The following is a 13,329-nucleotide window of genomic DNA, read 5'->3' on the forward strand; positions in this document are numbered from 1 at the left end:
CAAAAGGCGGCCCGCAGGCCGCCTTGTCATTCATCGGAGGGATGCCCGTCAGGCCGTTGCCAGCTTGGCCTGCTCCTCGCCGCGCTTGAGCATGGCGTAGGAGACCCCGGTCAAGAGCGAGCCTGCGGCAATCGCCAGTATGTACATCATCACGTGGCTGATGGCGTTCGGGATGAAGAGCACGAACAGACCGCCGTGGGGCGCCACCAGCTCGCAGCCGAACAGCATGGAGAGCGCACCTGTCAGGGCACCGCCCACCATGCAGGCCGGGATGACCCGCATCGGATCCTTGGCCGCGAAGGGAATGGCCCCCTCGGAGATGAAGCACAGACCCAGCACAAAGGAGGCCTTGCCCGCTTCCTGCTCCGCCTTGATGAACTTCTTGCTGGCCAGGAAGGTGGCTATCCCCATCCCCAGGGCCGGCACCATGCCGGCGGCCATCACGGCAGCCATGGGGGCATAGGTCTTGGAGGCGAGCAGGCCGACCCCGAAGGCGTAGGCCGCCTTGTTGACCGGGCCACCCATGTCAAAGCACATCATGGCGCCTATGATGACACCCAGCAGCACGGCGTTGGCAGAGCCCATGTTGTTGAGGAACTCTGTCATGGCATTCATGATGCCGGCCACCGGGCCGCCCACCACGTAGATCATCACCAGGCCGGTGAACAGGCTGGCAAAGAGCGGAATGATGAGGATGGGCTTGAGCGCTTCCAGGGTCACCGGCAGGCGCACCTTGTCACTCAGGTACTTGGCGCTGTAACCGGCGAGGAAACCGGCGACTATGCCACCGAGGAAACCGGCGCCCAGCGAACTTGCCAGCATACCGCCAATCATGCCGGGGGCGAGACCCGGACGGTCGGCGATGGAGTAGGCGATGTAGCCGGCCAGTACAGGTATCATCAGGGCGAAGGCGGAGCCGCCGCCAATCTTCATCAGGGCAGCCGCCAGGGTGCCCTCTTCCTTGAACGCCTCTATGCCGAAGATGAAGGAGAGTGCGATGATGAGGCCACCGGCCACCACCATGGGCAACATGAAGGAGACACCGGTCAGCAGGTGCTTGTAGGGGCCGACCTTCTCCTCTTTCTTGGCCGCGGCGGCGCCGCTGTGGCGATAGGTCTTCGCCTCTGTCCACGCCTTGTCGAGCTCGGCGCGGGTCTTCTTCAGGGCTGCTCCCGTGCTGGTGCGATAGACGGGCTTGCCATCGAAGCGGGCCATGTCCACTTCGATGTCGGTAGCGAGGAACACCAGATCGGCGGCGGCGATCTCATCGGCAGTCAGGGCGTTCTGGGCACCGACCGAGCCCTGGGTTTCGACACGGATCTGGTGACCCAGCTGCTTGGCCATGGTCTCCAGCGCTTCCGCCGACATAAAGGTGTGGGCCACGCCGGTCGGACAGGCAGTGACGGCAACGATGCGCTTGGCACCGGTGGTCGCCTTGGGAGCGGCAGTGGCAACCACGGGCGCGACCTGATGGCGATAGAGGCTGGCACCGCTCGCGGCGGCTTCCAGCAGGGCGGCAGGATCCTGCAGCGCCAGATCCATGCTGCCCTGATAGACGCGCTTGCCGTCATAGGCGGCGAGATCCACAGGGGCACTAGCGACTACCAGCACCAGTTCGGCGGCGGCAATCTGCTCTTTCGAGGGAACCTGGCGGGGCTGCACGCTTGAGCCGACGTCGAGGGTGAGCTCCCAGCCCGCCAGCTTGGCCTGCTGTTCTATCCGTTTTGCAGCGAGAAAGCTGGTGGCAATGCCCGCCGGGCAAGCCGTAACCAGAATTGCTTTCATTGGGCATCTCCTGAGTGTGTCATCGAAAGGGGATTGGATTGAGCCGGTGCCAGGTCATCCAGACGCTGCACGCGCACCTGCTCGAGTAAGGGGGTGAGTACCTTGATATCGTCAAAGCCGACCGCCACCTGGCTCACCGCCAGGGCAGAGACGGCGGTGGCCAGGCGCAGGGTCTGCTCCGGCGCCCAGCCAAGGCTGAGACCATGGGCCAGCCCCGCCACCAGGGAGTCGCCGGCACCCACAGTGCTGACGACATTCATGCGCGGCGGAATGGCCTGCCAGACGGCATCGGGGCCAAACCAGATGAGGCCGTCGGCGCCGTTGGAGATCACCACATGGGGGATACCGGCGGCCTGCAGGGCGCGGGCACAGTCGGCCTGATCGCTCAGGGTCTTGATGGGGCGACCTGCCCATTGCTCAAGTTCTTCCAGGTTGGGCTTGACCAGGGTCGGCGCCGCCTTGATGCCCTCGCTCAGGGCCGCGCCGCTGCAATCGAAGATCACCTGCTTGCCCTTGGCCTTGAGCAGGCTGATGAGCTTGGCGCAGTAGCCAGGCTCGACCCCCTTGGGCAGACTGCCCGCCAGCACGAACCAGTCGGCGCGCGGCGCCAGTTTCTCTATCTCGGCCTCCAGCGCGCTCACTTCCCCTTCGTGGATGGTGAGCCCCGGCAGATTGAGATCCGTGACCCGACCCGATTGCTCGGAGATCTTGACGTTGATGCGGGTGCTGCCCGCCACGCGCACGAAGTGATCGGCCAGTGAGCGTTCGGCAAACAGGGAGACGAAGCTCTGCTGGTTATCCTCGCCGAGCCAGCCGGTCAGGCCCACGTCACGGCCGAGATCTTTCAGGACCATGGCGACGTTGATCCCCTTGCCCGCAGCGCGCAAATTGGCGTCGCTCACCAGGTTCACCTCGCCCAGGGTCATGGCCTCGAGGCGGGCGGTGAGATCCAGCGCGGGATTGAGGGTGATGGTCATTAGTGTCATGAGAGTGCCCCCTCGCCCAGACCGGCGGCAATGGCTTCGCCTATGCCCTTGAGGGCCGCCTCGGCATCCGCCCCTTCGGCACGGAAGGCAAGACGGTGACCGCACTTGACGCCAAGGCCGATGACCTTCATCAGGCTCTTGGCGGAGACGGCTTCGCCGCTGCCATCCAGGTTCGCCACCCGGATGTCGGATGCAAACTCCTTGGCCACCTTGACCAGCATGGCGCCCGGGCGGGCGTGCAGGCCATGGGGGTTGATGATGGTGAAGGTCTCGGCAAGACCGCTCGCCGGGCCCGATTGCAGCATGGCCAGACCGTCGCTGCCGGCAAGAGTTGCGAGCTGACCGGCGGCGGCCAGTTTGGCCAGATTCTCCAGCTGGGGCAGATGGCTGCTGTCTGCGGCGCACAGCAACAAGAGGGCGCTGACGGGCAGATCCCCTGCGCTCAGCGCACTGCTCGGAGTCGCCACGACCCAGCCGGTCTGGGCTGCCGGCGTGCGGGCCAGCCAGACGCCATCCCCCAGATAGGCAGGCTCGCTTGCCAGCAGGGAGGTCACCATGGCGGCCTCCCCCCAGCCGGCGGATTTGGCGCGGGCGGCGGCTCCCAGCAGCAGCTGGTCGCGATCGTCGGCCGGGAAGTCCGCCAGGGTCAGGTATTGCACCTCTTTGGCGGTCGTTGCCCCGGTCAGGATATTGATGATGGTGTCGGCATCGGTGGCATTTTTAAGGGCCTCGGCCGCCTGCTCGTCACCCAGTACATGGGTGAGCTGGCGCAAGATGCCCAGATGCTCGTCGGACTTGGCGGCGATGCCGATGGCCACATAGGCAGTCTGCCCCTCATCCCACTCGATGCCCTGGGGGAACTGGGCCACCATGACACCTGTGCTCTTGACCAGATGGCGGGTGTCAGTAGTGCCGTGAGGAATGGCGATGCCGCTGCCAAGGTAGGTGGCGTGCTGGGCTTCCCGCGCCAGCATGCCGTCCACATAACCGGCCTCCACCAGACCCGCTTCGGTCAGTTTGCCTGCCAGCAGGGCGATGGCGTCCGCCTTGGTCGTCACCGATTGTCCCAGCAGGATTTGCTGTCGCGCCAACTTCAACATAGAGATTCTCCATCAGGTCCGGCTTCGCCTCGCGGCACACCGGCTCAACTCAACTTGGATTTCGGGTAATTTGCCTGCTGACAATAGACGGGAATCTTCCCCCGGGGATGCCGCTACGGCATTTCCTGGTCGAACATTCATCGCTTACTGACAAGCTGAATCGTTTCACTTACACTCAGACTGAATCGTTTCAGCCAATTGTTCAAGATCCCACTGAGAGTGCTTTTCAATGATATGATCCCGCGCACACTTTTCGGTGCCCCCACCTGAAACCGTCGCGGGCCTTGCAACTCAAACAGAGCCAATATGATGAAACTGGATGAAATCGCCGCCCTGGCCGGTGTCTCGCGTACCACCGCCAGCTATGTGATCAACGGCAAGGCGGATCAATATCGCATCAGCCAGGCCACCCGTGACAAGGTGATGGCCGTGGTCCTGGCCCACAACTATCAGCCGGACAGCCGCGCCGCCTCCCTGCGCGGTGGCCAGACCAGGACCCTGGGCTTCATCCTGCCGGACCTTGAGAACGCCAGTTACGCCAAGCTCGCCAAGCGCCTCGAGCAAGGCGCCCGGGCTCAGGGCTATCAGCTGCTGATCGTCTGCTCGGAAGACGAGCCGGACACAGAGAAAGAGCTGGCCCGGATGCTGGTCAGCCGCCATGTGGATGCGCTGCTGGTGGCGAGTTGCCTGCCACCGGCGGATCCTTTCTATCGGGAGCAGCAGACCCATGGCGTGCAGATCCTGGCCATAGACCGGGCCCTGGCCGCCGAGCACTTCATCACTGTGGCGAGTGAAAACCAGAAGGCGAGCTGCGATCTCACCGCCTCCCTGCTCACCCCCGCCCTTCGCCACGTGGCCCTGATCACAGCACTGCCGGGTCTCACGATCAGCCAGGAGCGCCGCGCCGGTTTCGAGCAGGCGTTGAGCAGCTACGCCAGCGCCGCCCTGCTGACACCCCATGTCTGCGAGGGAGCCCACTTCTCCCGCGCCGAGGGCTATCGCCTGATCAAGGAGCTGCACCAGCGGCTCGGCCAGTTGCCCGAGGCGCTGGTCGCCACCTCCTACATATTGATGGAGGGAGTGCTCGACTATCTGCTGGAGCAGGAAGCCGACATGAGCCGGATTGCCATGGCCACCTTCGGGGACGATAGGCTGCTGGACTTCCTCCCCTTTGGCATCAACTCACTGCCCCAGCAGCACGACGCCCTGGCTGCCCAGGCCCTTGCCCTCGCCTTCGAGGCCATCAACGGCCACTACCGCTCTGGCCTGCACTATGTGAGCCGCACCCTCAAGCGTCGCCGCTGACACCCCCTCACGCGCCGGCGGCCTCCTGCCACGTCGGCGCGCTTTTCCACCAGTCAAGACCGCTTGCTGTCATCTTTTATTTCCACTCACTGCCACCTCACAGTACAAAATCCGCCTTTCCAGGCTTGTTTCCACTATTTTGATCCGTTAACGTGGCAACCATATTTTACAACCCACAGGGTTTTCGTAACGATGCGTCCACTCCGATATTGCTAGCCTCCGGTCTCGCCCCCGGAGGCACCCGGCCAACAGCGCCATTGACACGCTTTTTTGAATACGCAGTTTCTCTATCTGGATGGACACCATGAACACCAAAACCCTGGGTTGCACCCTGCTGATAGCCGGCACCACCATAGGCGCCGGCATGCTGGCCCTGCCGCTGGCCTCCTCGTCGCTGGGCGGCCCCGCCACCCTGCTGCTGATGGTCGGGCTCTGGGCCCTGATGGCCTTCACCGCCATGCTGCAGGTGGAGGCCAGCCTCAATACCGGCAAGTGGTACCTGCACCAGTTGGCGGATCACCTGCTCGGCCCCTGGGGCAAGCGCATCGCCTCCTTCTGCATACTGATGCTGTTCTACTCCCTGGCCTCCGCCTACATCAGCGGCGGCAGCAGCCTGTTGGCACAGGCGCTGGCGGATGCGGGCACCACCGTCAGCCAGGAGCAGGCGGCCTGGGCCTTCACCCTGCTGTTTGGCGGCATGGTGTGCGTCGGCACCAAACAGGTGGATTACCTCAATCGACTGATGTTCACCGTCAAACTGGTGATCATGGTAGGGGTGCTGGCGCTGCTGCTGCCCCGCGCCGAGGGGCAGCATCTGCTCTCCATGCCCCTCGGTCAGGGCTTGCTGCTGGCGGGCCTGCCGGTCATCTTCACCTCGTTCGGCTTCCACGGCTCCATCCCGAGCGTCATGCTCTACTTGGGCGACTGCCCCAAGCAGCTGCGCAGGGTCTTTGTGTGGGGCTCTGCCCTGCCGCTCATCCTCTATGTGCTGTGGCAGGTAGCCATCCTCGGCCTGCTCGGTCAGCAGACCCTGATCCAGACCGGCGGGGCCCTCGACAGCCTGCTCGCCAGCGTCGGCAACCTGGTCAGCTGGCCCGCCTTCAATCAGGCGATGCATCTCTTTGCGGATCTGGCGCTCGCCACCTCCTTCCTCGGGGTGACCCTGGGGCTCTTTGACTTCATGGCCAAGGTGACCCGCCGCAAGGACAACTGGCAGGGCCGCAGCCAGACCGGCATGATCACCTTCGTGCCTCCCCTGCTGTTTGCCCTTTATTTCCCACAAGGCTTCATCATGGCGCTGGGTTACGCCGCCATTGCGCTGGCGGTGCTGGCGGTGCTGCTGCCGGTGGCCTTGGTGTGGCAGAGCCGCAAGCAGGCCGAGGCGCACCATTACCGTGTCCCGGGCGGCATACTGGCTCTGGGCCTGGCCGGCGCCATGGGGGTGCTGATCGTCGGCGTCCAGGTGAGCGTCAGCCTCGGCATGCTGCCCGCGCTCTGATCCTACCGGCTTTGGATGCCCCATATTGAAAAGCCCCGCCAGCATAAGTTGGCGGGGCTTTTTACTCTTTGGGTCCAGGCGTTCTCGGCAGCGGGTTGCGCCCTGGTTCGCCAATTCGCCACATCTTGCTGCTACCCTCAGAGGCAAGCCATTGAGGCGCCAAGCAATATCAAAGCAAACACATCCACTCGAGAGCCAGATACCATGACCATAGCGCCCATCTACGCAGCCCTGCTCGCCCTGCTCTTTGTCTTGCTCAGCGTGCGCACCATTCGCACCCGCCACAGCCGCGGGGTGGCGCTGGGGCACGGGGAAGATCCCGCCATGCTGCGAGCCATGCGGGTGCATGCCAACTTTGCCGAGTATGTTCCCCTGGCCCTGCTGCTCATCTATTTTGTCGAAGCCTCCAGCCAGACCCCCTGGCTTGTCCATCTGCTGGGAGCCAGCTTGCTGTGCGGCCGTCTCTGCCACGCCTTTGGCATGAGCCGCACGCCGGAGAACTTCCGCTATCGGGTGGTGGGGATGGGGCTGACCTTCAGCGTGATCCTGGTGAGCGCGGCCCATATCTTGATCACGGCGCTCATCTCTTGACCGCTTCACGACCGGCCAGAAAGACAAAAGCCCCGCCAGATTGGCGGGGCTTTTTTAGCAACCGAACAGCCGGGGAGCCTGGCTCCCGAGCCGCTTACTGGTTGTGGCTGGCGCGGCGGGGACGACGGGCCTGAGCCGGTTTGGCGGCACCCTCGGCGGGACGCTGTCCACCTTGCGGCTTTGGCTTGCCCGCGTTGCCACCGGTGCGCGCACCGCCAGCATTGCCGGAGCGACCGGCCCCCTGACGCTGACCCTGCGGGCGCGGCGCACGGCGCTCTTCGCTCGGGTCGCGCGGCTCTTTGCGAAGGGGCGCGCCAATGCCACGGGCGATGTTGTCAAGCGTCTCGCGGGAGGCTTCAAAGCCAGCCACCTGCTCGCACTTGATGTTCTGCTTGGTCAGACGCTCGATCGCCTTGATGAGCTTGCCTTCATCGGCCGCCACCAAAGAGATGGCGTGACCGGCGGCGCCGGCACGACCGGTACGGCCGATGCGGTGCACGTAGTCTTCTGCCACATTGGGCAGCTCGAAGTTGACCACTTGCGGCAACTTGTCGATGTCCAGGCCACGGGCGGCAATGTCGGTCGCCACCAACACCTTGACACTGCCTTCCTTGAAACCGGCCAGGGCACGGGTACGGGCACCCTGGCTCTTGTTGCCGTGGATGGCGGCGGCGCTGACGCCGTTCTTGTCGAGGGTCTCGGCAACACGGTTGGCCATGTGCTTGGTACGGGTGAACACCAGTACCTGCTGCCAGTCGTTGCTGGTGACCAGGTGGCTCAAGAGCGCGATCTTGTTGGCCTTGTCGCAGGGGTGCACCAGCTGCTCGATACGCTCGGCAGTGCTGTTGCGCGGGGCCACTTCGATCACCGCCGGGTTGTCCAGCAGGCCGGTGGCCAGCTCGCGGATCTCGTCGGCGAAGGTGGCGGAGAAGAGCAGGTTCTGGCGCTTCTTCGGCATCAGGGCGAGGATCTTGCGGATGTCGCGGATGAAGCCCATGTCGAGCATACGGTCCGCTTCGTCCAGTACCAGGATCTCGACTTCGTCGAATTTCACGGCGTTCTGGTTGTAGAGATCCATCAGGCGGCCCGGGCAGGCCACCAGCACGTCCAGACCACGGCGGGTTGCCATCATCTGCGGGTTGATGCTGACGCCGCCGAAGACGACGTGGCTGCGGATCGGCAGGTGCTTGCCGTAGTTGCGCACGCTCTCGCCCACCTGGGCAGCCAGCTCGCGGGTCGGAGTCAGCACCAGGGCACGAATGCGGTTCGGGGATACTTTGCGCTTGCTCTCGGTGAGGCGCTGCAGCATCGGCAGGGTAAAGCCTGCGGTCTTGCCGGTCCCGGTCTGGGCGGCGGCCATCAGGTCACGGCCAGCCAGGACGGCCGGGATCGCTTGTTGCTGGATGGGAGACGGGGTGTCGTAGCCTTGCTCGGCAACGGCACGCAACAAGGGTTCGGCCAGACCGAGGGAAGTAAAACTCATAATTACCTGCTAGGGATAGGGGCGCCGGGGATCTGTGGTGGGGCTCCTCTGCTGAGCCGATGCCATCTCACAGGATCTGGGCCTATAGAGAAAACAACGATTTCCCCGGGGAGCAGAGCAAAGGGGAAAGAATAGAGGCGCAGTCTAACGGAGTTGGCGCTGTTACACGAGAAAAATGTGATATGCCTCCCAGCCCGGGTGGAAAAGCCCGCTATGGCTGGGCAGAATGGCGATGATGACGCTCGCCAGGGCCCCTGCCCATTCTGGGGCGCGTATTCATACACTCACGACACAGAACAGGGAGGTTCTGCTTGATCAGGAAACATATCCAGACCGCTATTCACTGCGCATTGAGCCTGGGCCTGCTGTTCGCACCGAGCCTGCCCCTTGGCGCCAAAGAGACACTGTCGGTGGCCTGGAGCCACTGGCCCCCCTTCAGCGAGATCGAGGCCAACGGTGAGCTCGGCGGACTGGACGTGACCCTGACCCGCCAGATCCTGAGTAGCGCCAATCTTGAGCCCGCGTTTCGCAACCTCCCCTGGGCCCGGGCCCTGCACCTGATGGCACGCCAGCAGCTGGATGTCGCCATGGGGGCCCTGAAGACCCCGGAGCGGGAGCGCTTCGCCCGCTTCTCGGCCCCCTACAGACGCGCCAGCTTCGTGCTGATCAGCCACAAGGCGGCCCCCGGGAACCCCGATCCCTGGCAGGGGATAAGGGGCCTCGCGGATCTGTGCCAGCAGACGGGGCTGCGCCTTGGCAAGCTGCGAGGCACCCGTCCCCTCCCCCTCAGCGACGCCTGTGCTTCCCTTCGGCAGGCGAGCGAATACAACTCGGATGACAGGCTGATCGCCCTCCTGCTGGCGCGACGCCTCGATGGGGTCATCATAGAGTGGCAATATGCCCGCCATCGGCTGGCCCAGCTGGGGGCAGAGGAGTTCACCCTCTGTCAGGTGCTGTTGCACCAGCAGCCGGTCAGCCTGATGTTCGCCAGCCAGGCGGTGAGCGACGCAGCGCTCGCCCGCATCGATGCCGCCATCGCCGACCTCCCGGCGCTGGACGCGGCGTTTGCCCCGCCGGTGTGCCGCCTAGATGGCAGCCAGCCCCGGGAGGCAGGCACTCAGGGCTGACCCTGACGACACCGCACCAACGAGAAAGGCGACCCTGGGGTCGCCTTTTGCCGTTCATGGTGATCAGCTGACAGCGCTGCTTGCAGATCAGCGCAGCAGCGGGGTCTGGGTATGCACGCCCTGGTTCTGGGCACGATGGCGCAGCAGGTGATCCATCAGCACCAGGGCCAGCATGGCCTCGGCGATGGGCACGGCACGGATGCCGACACAAGGATCGTGGCGCCCCTTGGTGATCATCTCGGTGGCCTCGCCGCTGGTGTTGATGGTCTTGCCCGGCACAGTGATGCTGGAGGTGGGCTTGAGCGCCATGCTCACCACTATGTCCTGGCCGGAGGAGATGCCGCCGAGGATGCCGCCCGCATGGTTGCTGGCAAAGCCTGCCGGGGTCATCTCGTCGCGATGCTCCGAGCCTTTTTGCTCTACCACGGCGAAACCGTCACCTATCTCGACCCCTTTCACCGCATTGATGCCCATCATGGCGTGAGCGATGTCGGCGTCGAGCCGGTCGAACACCGGCTCACCCAGACCCACCGGCACGTTGCGCGCAATGACAGCCACCTTGGCGCCTATGCTGTTGCCCTCTTTCTTGAGGGCCCGCATGTACTCGTCGAGAGCCTCCAGCTTGCCCGCATCGGGGAAGAAGAAGGGGTTCTGCTCGATCTGCGCCGCGTCGAAGGCCTCGGCCTTGATGGGGCCGAGCTGGGAGAGAAAGCCCACTATCTCGATGCCGTGCATCTGCTTGAGGTACTTCTTGGCGATGGCCCCCGCCGCCACCCGCATGGCGGTCTCGCGCGCCGAGGAGCGGCCACCGCCGCGGTAGTCACGCTGACCGTACTTCTGGTGATAGGTGTAGTCGGCGTGGCCCGGACGGAACAGATCCTTGATCTCGGAGTAGTCCTTGGAGCGCTGATCGGTGTTCTCGATCAAGAGCCCGATGGAGGTGCCCGTGGTGCGTCCCTCGAACACCCCGGCCAGGATCTTCACCTCGTCCGCTTCGCGGCGCTGGGTGGTGTAGCGGGAGGTGCCGGGCTTGCGCCTGTCCAGATCGATTTGCAGATCCGCTTCGCTTATCTCCAGCCCCGGGGGGCAGCCGTCGACCACGGCGCCGAGCGCGAGGCCGTGGCTCTCGCCAAAGGTGGTGACCCGAAAAAGTTGGCCAAAACTGTTCCCTGCCATGGGTGCTCCTTGCTGCTTAGCTCTTGTAAATCGCGAAATGGGCCTGGTACTGCACCAGCTCGGCGCGGGTCATCACGAAGACGCCGTGACCACCGTTCTCGAACTCGACCCAGGTAAAGGGCACCTCGGGGAATTGGGCTTCCAGGTGGATCATGCTGTTGCCCACCTCGACCACCAGCACGCCGTCATCCTTGAGGAAGTCCGCGGCGTTGGCCAGGATGCGCTTGGTGAGCTTGAGGCCATCGGAGCCCGATGCCAGGGCCAGCTCCGGCTCGTGGCGAAACTCCTCCGGCAAGTCCGACATGTCCTCGGAGTCCACATAGGGCGGGTTGGAGACGATGAGATCGTACTTGTCACCGGCGGGCAGGTCGCGCATCAGATCGGAGCGGATCGGAATGACCTGCTGCTCAAGGCCATGGTCGTTGATGTTGCGCTCGGCCACGTTGAGGGCATCGACGCTGATGTCGATGGCATCCACTTCCGCATGGGGGAACTCGTGGGCCATGATGATGGCGATGCAACCCGAGCCGGTGCAGAGATCCATGATCCGGGTCGGTTCATGTTTGAGGAAGGGGGCGAAGCGGTTGGCCACCATCTCGGCGATGGGGGAGCGCGGAATGAGCACCCGCTCGTCCACGTAGAACTCCCAACCGGCATACCAGGCCTTGTTGGTCAGGTAGGCGGCAGGCACCCGCTCCTGCACCCGGCGGATGATCAGCTCGGCGATGCGGTGACGCTCGCTGGTGGTCAGGCGGGAGTGGCGCATGCCGGGATCCACGTCCGGCGGCAGATGTAACGCGGGCAGCACCAGTTGCACGGCCTCATCCCAGGCGTTGTCGGTACCATGTCCGTAGAAGATCCCGGCGTCGTTGAAACGACTCATGGCCCAGCGCAACATGTCCTGGATGGTGTGCATCTCGGCAACCACCTCGTCGATAAATATCTTGTCCAAATCCACCTCCAAGTCGAGTAATATCCGGCCCGAGAATTCTATACAGCGAGCAAGACGAGTACCTGATGAAAAAATCGCCCTCACCCACAGACGAGGAAAGCCTGCTGTTTCGTGATGCTGTCAAAGGTACCCGGAAAATTAAGCAAGATACCATAAGGGCCTCCTCAAGCCCGGTCAAGCAGAAACGCGAACTGCGCGAAAGCCGCGAAAAGCTTGGGGTTGACCACTTTTTCAGCGACGAGTACCAGCCTCATCTGGACGAAGAGGGCCCGACCCGTTTTGTGCGTGAAGACGTGTCAAAATTCGAGCTGAAAAAGCTCAAGCGCGGCCTCTATCCGCCGGAGATTTATCTGGATCTTCATGGCATGAGTCAGCTCCAGGCCAAGCAGGAGCTGGCCGCCCTGCTCACCCTGTGCCAGAAAGAGAACATTCACGTCGCCTCCGTGATGCACGGCATCGGCAAGCATGTGCTCAAGCAGCGCATTCCGAGCTGGCTGGCCCAGCACCCCAATGTGCGCGCCTTCCATCAGGCCCCCCGGGAATGGGGTGGCGAGAGCGCCATCCTGGTGCTGCTGGATATCGAGGAGTAGCCCGGCGCCGGGTAGGAGAAGGTTGAAGGTTGATCGAAAAGCGCGCCTCAGGGCGCGCTTTCCATATAGCGTTTGAAGTTGTCGAGTATGCTCTGCCAGCCGGCACGCTGCTGCTCGCCGCTGTGTTCGGATTCGGCGTCGAACTCCTCGTGCACCCAGGAGCCTCCCTGCTCCGCCACGAACGTCACCCTGACGGCGCGGCCATCGTCCATGACGTAACCCAGGGAGGTTAGGGGCACCACCTCGGTGAAGGTGCCCTCGAAATCAAACTCCATGCTGCCATCCCGGGCGGCCATACGGTGACAAAAAAGCCCGCCGACCCGCAGATCCACCCGACTGCCGGGGCAGTGCCACTCGGGGGAGGCGGCATTCCATACCATGATGCTGGCGGGGGTGTTCCACCCCTCCCATACCAGAGCGAGTGGCCGCTCGACCCGGACGCTGACGCTTATCTTCATCCCTCTTCTCCTCTGCCTTTCCTGCGTTGCGGCATTTTTATGCCACGCCAGGCGCATCGGGCTGCGCCAAAAAGTGGGCCACCAGGGCATTGGCATGGCCGTGGCCCAGGCCGTGCTCGGCCTTGAGCCAGGCCACCAGCGCCATGTGTTTGCGCTCCTCCCGCCCCGCCAGCAGGGCCAGCCAGTGGGCAATCGGCTGCCCGTAGGTTTTCTCGATGGAGGGAAAATAGGAGGCAGGCCCCCTCACCTTCTGTTGCTCATCCATGACAGTCTCCTTG

13 protein-coding genes are annotated in these 13,329 nt (G+C 63.8%); 5 read left to right on the forward strand and 8 right to left on the reverse strand.

Features of this window, described 5'->3' with window-relative positions:
• Positions 1 to 48: 48 nt before the first annotated feature.
• The 3 genes from fruA to fruB are packed head-to-tail and all read right to left on the reverse strand — an operon-like array spanning position 49 to position 3,871.
• Positions 49 to 1,785 (reverse strand): PTS fructose transporter subunit IIBC, encoded by a 1,737-nt coding sequence (fruA, locus tag OC537_RS06575; RefSeq protein ID WP_106886720.1) that lies wholly within the window; start codon positions 1,783 to 1,785, stop codon positions 49 to 51.
• Positions 1,782 to 2,771 carry a 1-phosphofructokinase gene (gene pfkB / locus OC537_RS06580; RefSeq protein ID WP_262110462.1) on the reverse strand — a complete coding sequence of 330 codons (990 nt, stop codon included), beginning with the start codon at positions 2,769 to 2,771 and terminating at the stop codon, positions 1,782 to 1,784. Before pfkB ends, fruA begins: the two co-directional genes overlap by 4 nt.
• Complete coding sequence (gene fruB / locus OC537_RS06585; protein WP_262110464.1) at positions 2,768 to 3,871, reverse strand: fused PTS fructose transporter subunit IIA/HPr protein; 1,104 nt, start codon at positions 3,869 to 3,871, stop codon at positions 2,768 to 2,770. Before fruB ends, pfkB begins: the two co-directional genes overlap by 4 nt.
• 306 nt (positions 3,872 to 4,177) lie before the next feature.
• On the opposite strand from fruB, the gene cra reads away from it, so the two are divergent.
• The 3 genes from cra (at position 4,178) to OC537_RS06600 (ending at position 7,265) form a co-directional block, all read left to right on the forward strand.
• Complete coding sequence (gene cra, locus OC537_RS06590; protein ID WP_262110466.1) at positions 4,178 to 5,176, forward strand: catabolite repressor/activator; 999 nt, start codon at positions 4,178 to 4,180, stop codon at positions 5,174 to 5,176.
• Positions 5,177 to 5,480: 304 nt separating this feature from the next.
• Positions 5,481 to 6,674, forward strand: a complete 1,194-nt coding sequence (locus OC537_RS06595; RefSeq protein WP_262110469.1) for an aromatic amino acid transport family protein — start codon at positions 5,481 to 5,483, stop codon at positions 6,672 to 6,674.
• A gap of 204 nt (positions 6,675 to 6,878) precedes the next feature.
• Entirely contained in the window at positions 6,879 to 7,265 is a 387-nt protein-coding gene (locus tag OC537_RS06600) for an MAPEG family protein (protein WP_262110471.1), read from the forward strand.
• A 94-nt stretch (positions 7,266 to 7,359) separates the two neighbouring features.
• Here OC537_RS06600 and OC537_RS06605 read toward each other — a convergent pair whose 3' ends face one another.
• Positions 7,360 to 8,748, reverse strand: a complete 1,389-nt coding sequence (locus OC537_RS06605) for a DEAD/DEAH box helicase (RefSeq protein ID WP_111910662.1) — start codon at positions 8,746 to 8,748, stop codon at positions 7,360 to 7,362.
• 314 nt (positions 8,749 to 9,062) lie between these two features.
• Between OC537_RS06605 and OC537_RS06610 the strand changes: the two genes are divergently transcribed.
• The gene (locus tag OC537_RS06610; protein WP_410050461.1) at positions 9,063 to 9,875 is read left to right on the forward strand and encodes a substrate-binding periplasmic protein; all 813 of its coding nucleotides are present in this window, start codon (positions 9,063 to 9,065) and stop codon (positions 9,873 to 9,875) included.
• Positions 9,876 to 9,962: 87 nt separating this feature from the next.
• Here OC537_RS06610 and aroC read toward each other — a convergent pair whose 3' ends face one another.
• Together aroC and prmB are read right to left on the reverse strand one after the other, a co-directional pair.
• A complete protein-coding gene (gene aroC, locus OC537_RS06615; protein ID WP_111910664.1) occupies positions 9,963 to 11,051 on the reverse strand; it encodes a chorismate synthase in 1,089 nt (362 codons plus the stop codon).
• A gap of 16 nt (positions 11,052 to 11,067) precedes the next feature.
• Entirely contained in the window at positions 11,068 to 12,003 is a 936-nt protein-coding gene (gene prmB, locus OC537_RS06620) for a 50S ribosomal protein L3 N(5)-glutamine methyltransferase (protein ID WP_106887942.1), read from the reverse strand.
• 65 nt (positions 12,004 to 12,068) lie between these two features.
• On the opposite strand from prmB, the gene smrB reads away from it, so the two are divergent.
• Positions 12,069 to 12,593 (forward strand): endonuclease SmrB, encoded by a 525-nt coding sequence (gene smrB, locus OC537_RS06625; protein WP_025327061.1) that lies wholly within the window; start codon positions 12,069 to 12,071, stop codon positions 12,591 to 12,593.
• 47 nt (positions 12,594 to 12,640) lie between these two features.
• Here smrB and OC537_RS06630 read toward each other — a convergent pair whose 3' ends face one another.
• Together OC537_RS06630 and OC537_RS06635 are read right to left on the reverse strand one after the other, a co-directional pair.
• Positions 12,641 to 13,051 carry an SRPBCC domain-containing protein gene (locus OC537_RS06630; protein WP_262110479.1) on the reverse strand — a complete coding sequence of 137 codons (411 nt, stop codon included), beginning with the start codon at positions 13,049 to 13,051 and terminating at the stop codon, positions 12,641 to 12,643.
• Between the two features lie 37 nt (positions 13,052 to 13,088).
• Positions 13,089 to 13,316 carry a DUF4287 domain-containing protein gene (locus OC537_RS06635; protein WP_106886712.1) on the reverse strand — a complete coding sequence of 76 codons (228 nt, stop codon included), beginning with the start codon at positions 13,314 to 13,316 and terminating at the stop codon, positions 13,089 to 13,091.
• Between the last annotated feature and the right edge of the window lie 13 nt (positions 13,317 to 13,329).

Origin of the sequence: Aeromonas sp. Marseille-Q5825 (assembly GCF_946892685.1) — a bacterium.
GTDB classification, from domain to species: Bacteria; Pseudomonadota; Gammaproteobacteria; order Enterobacterales; family Aeromonadaceae; genus Aeromonas; species Aeromonas rivipollensis.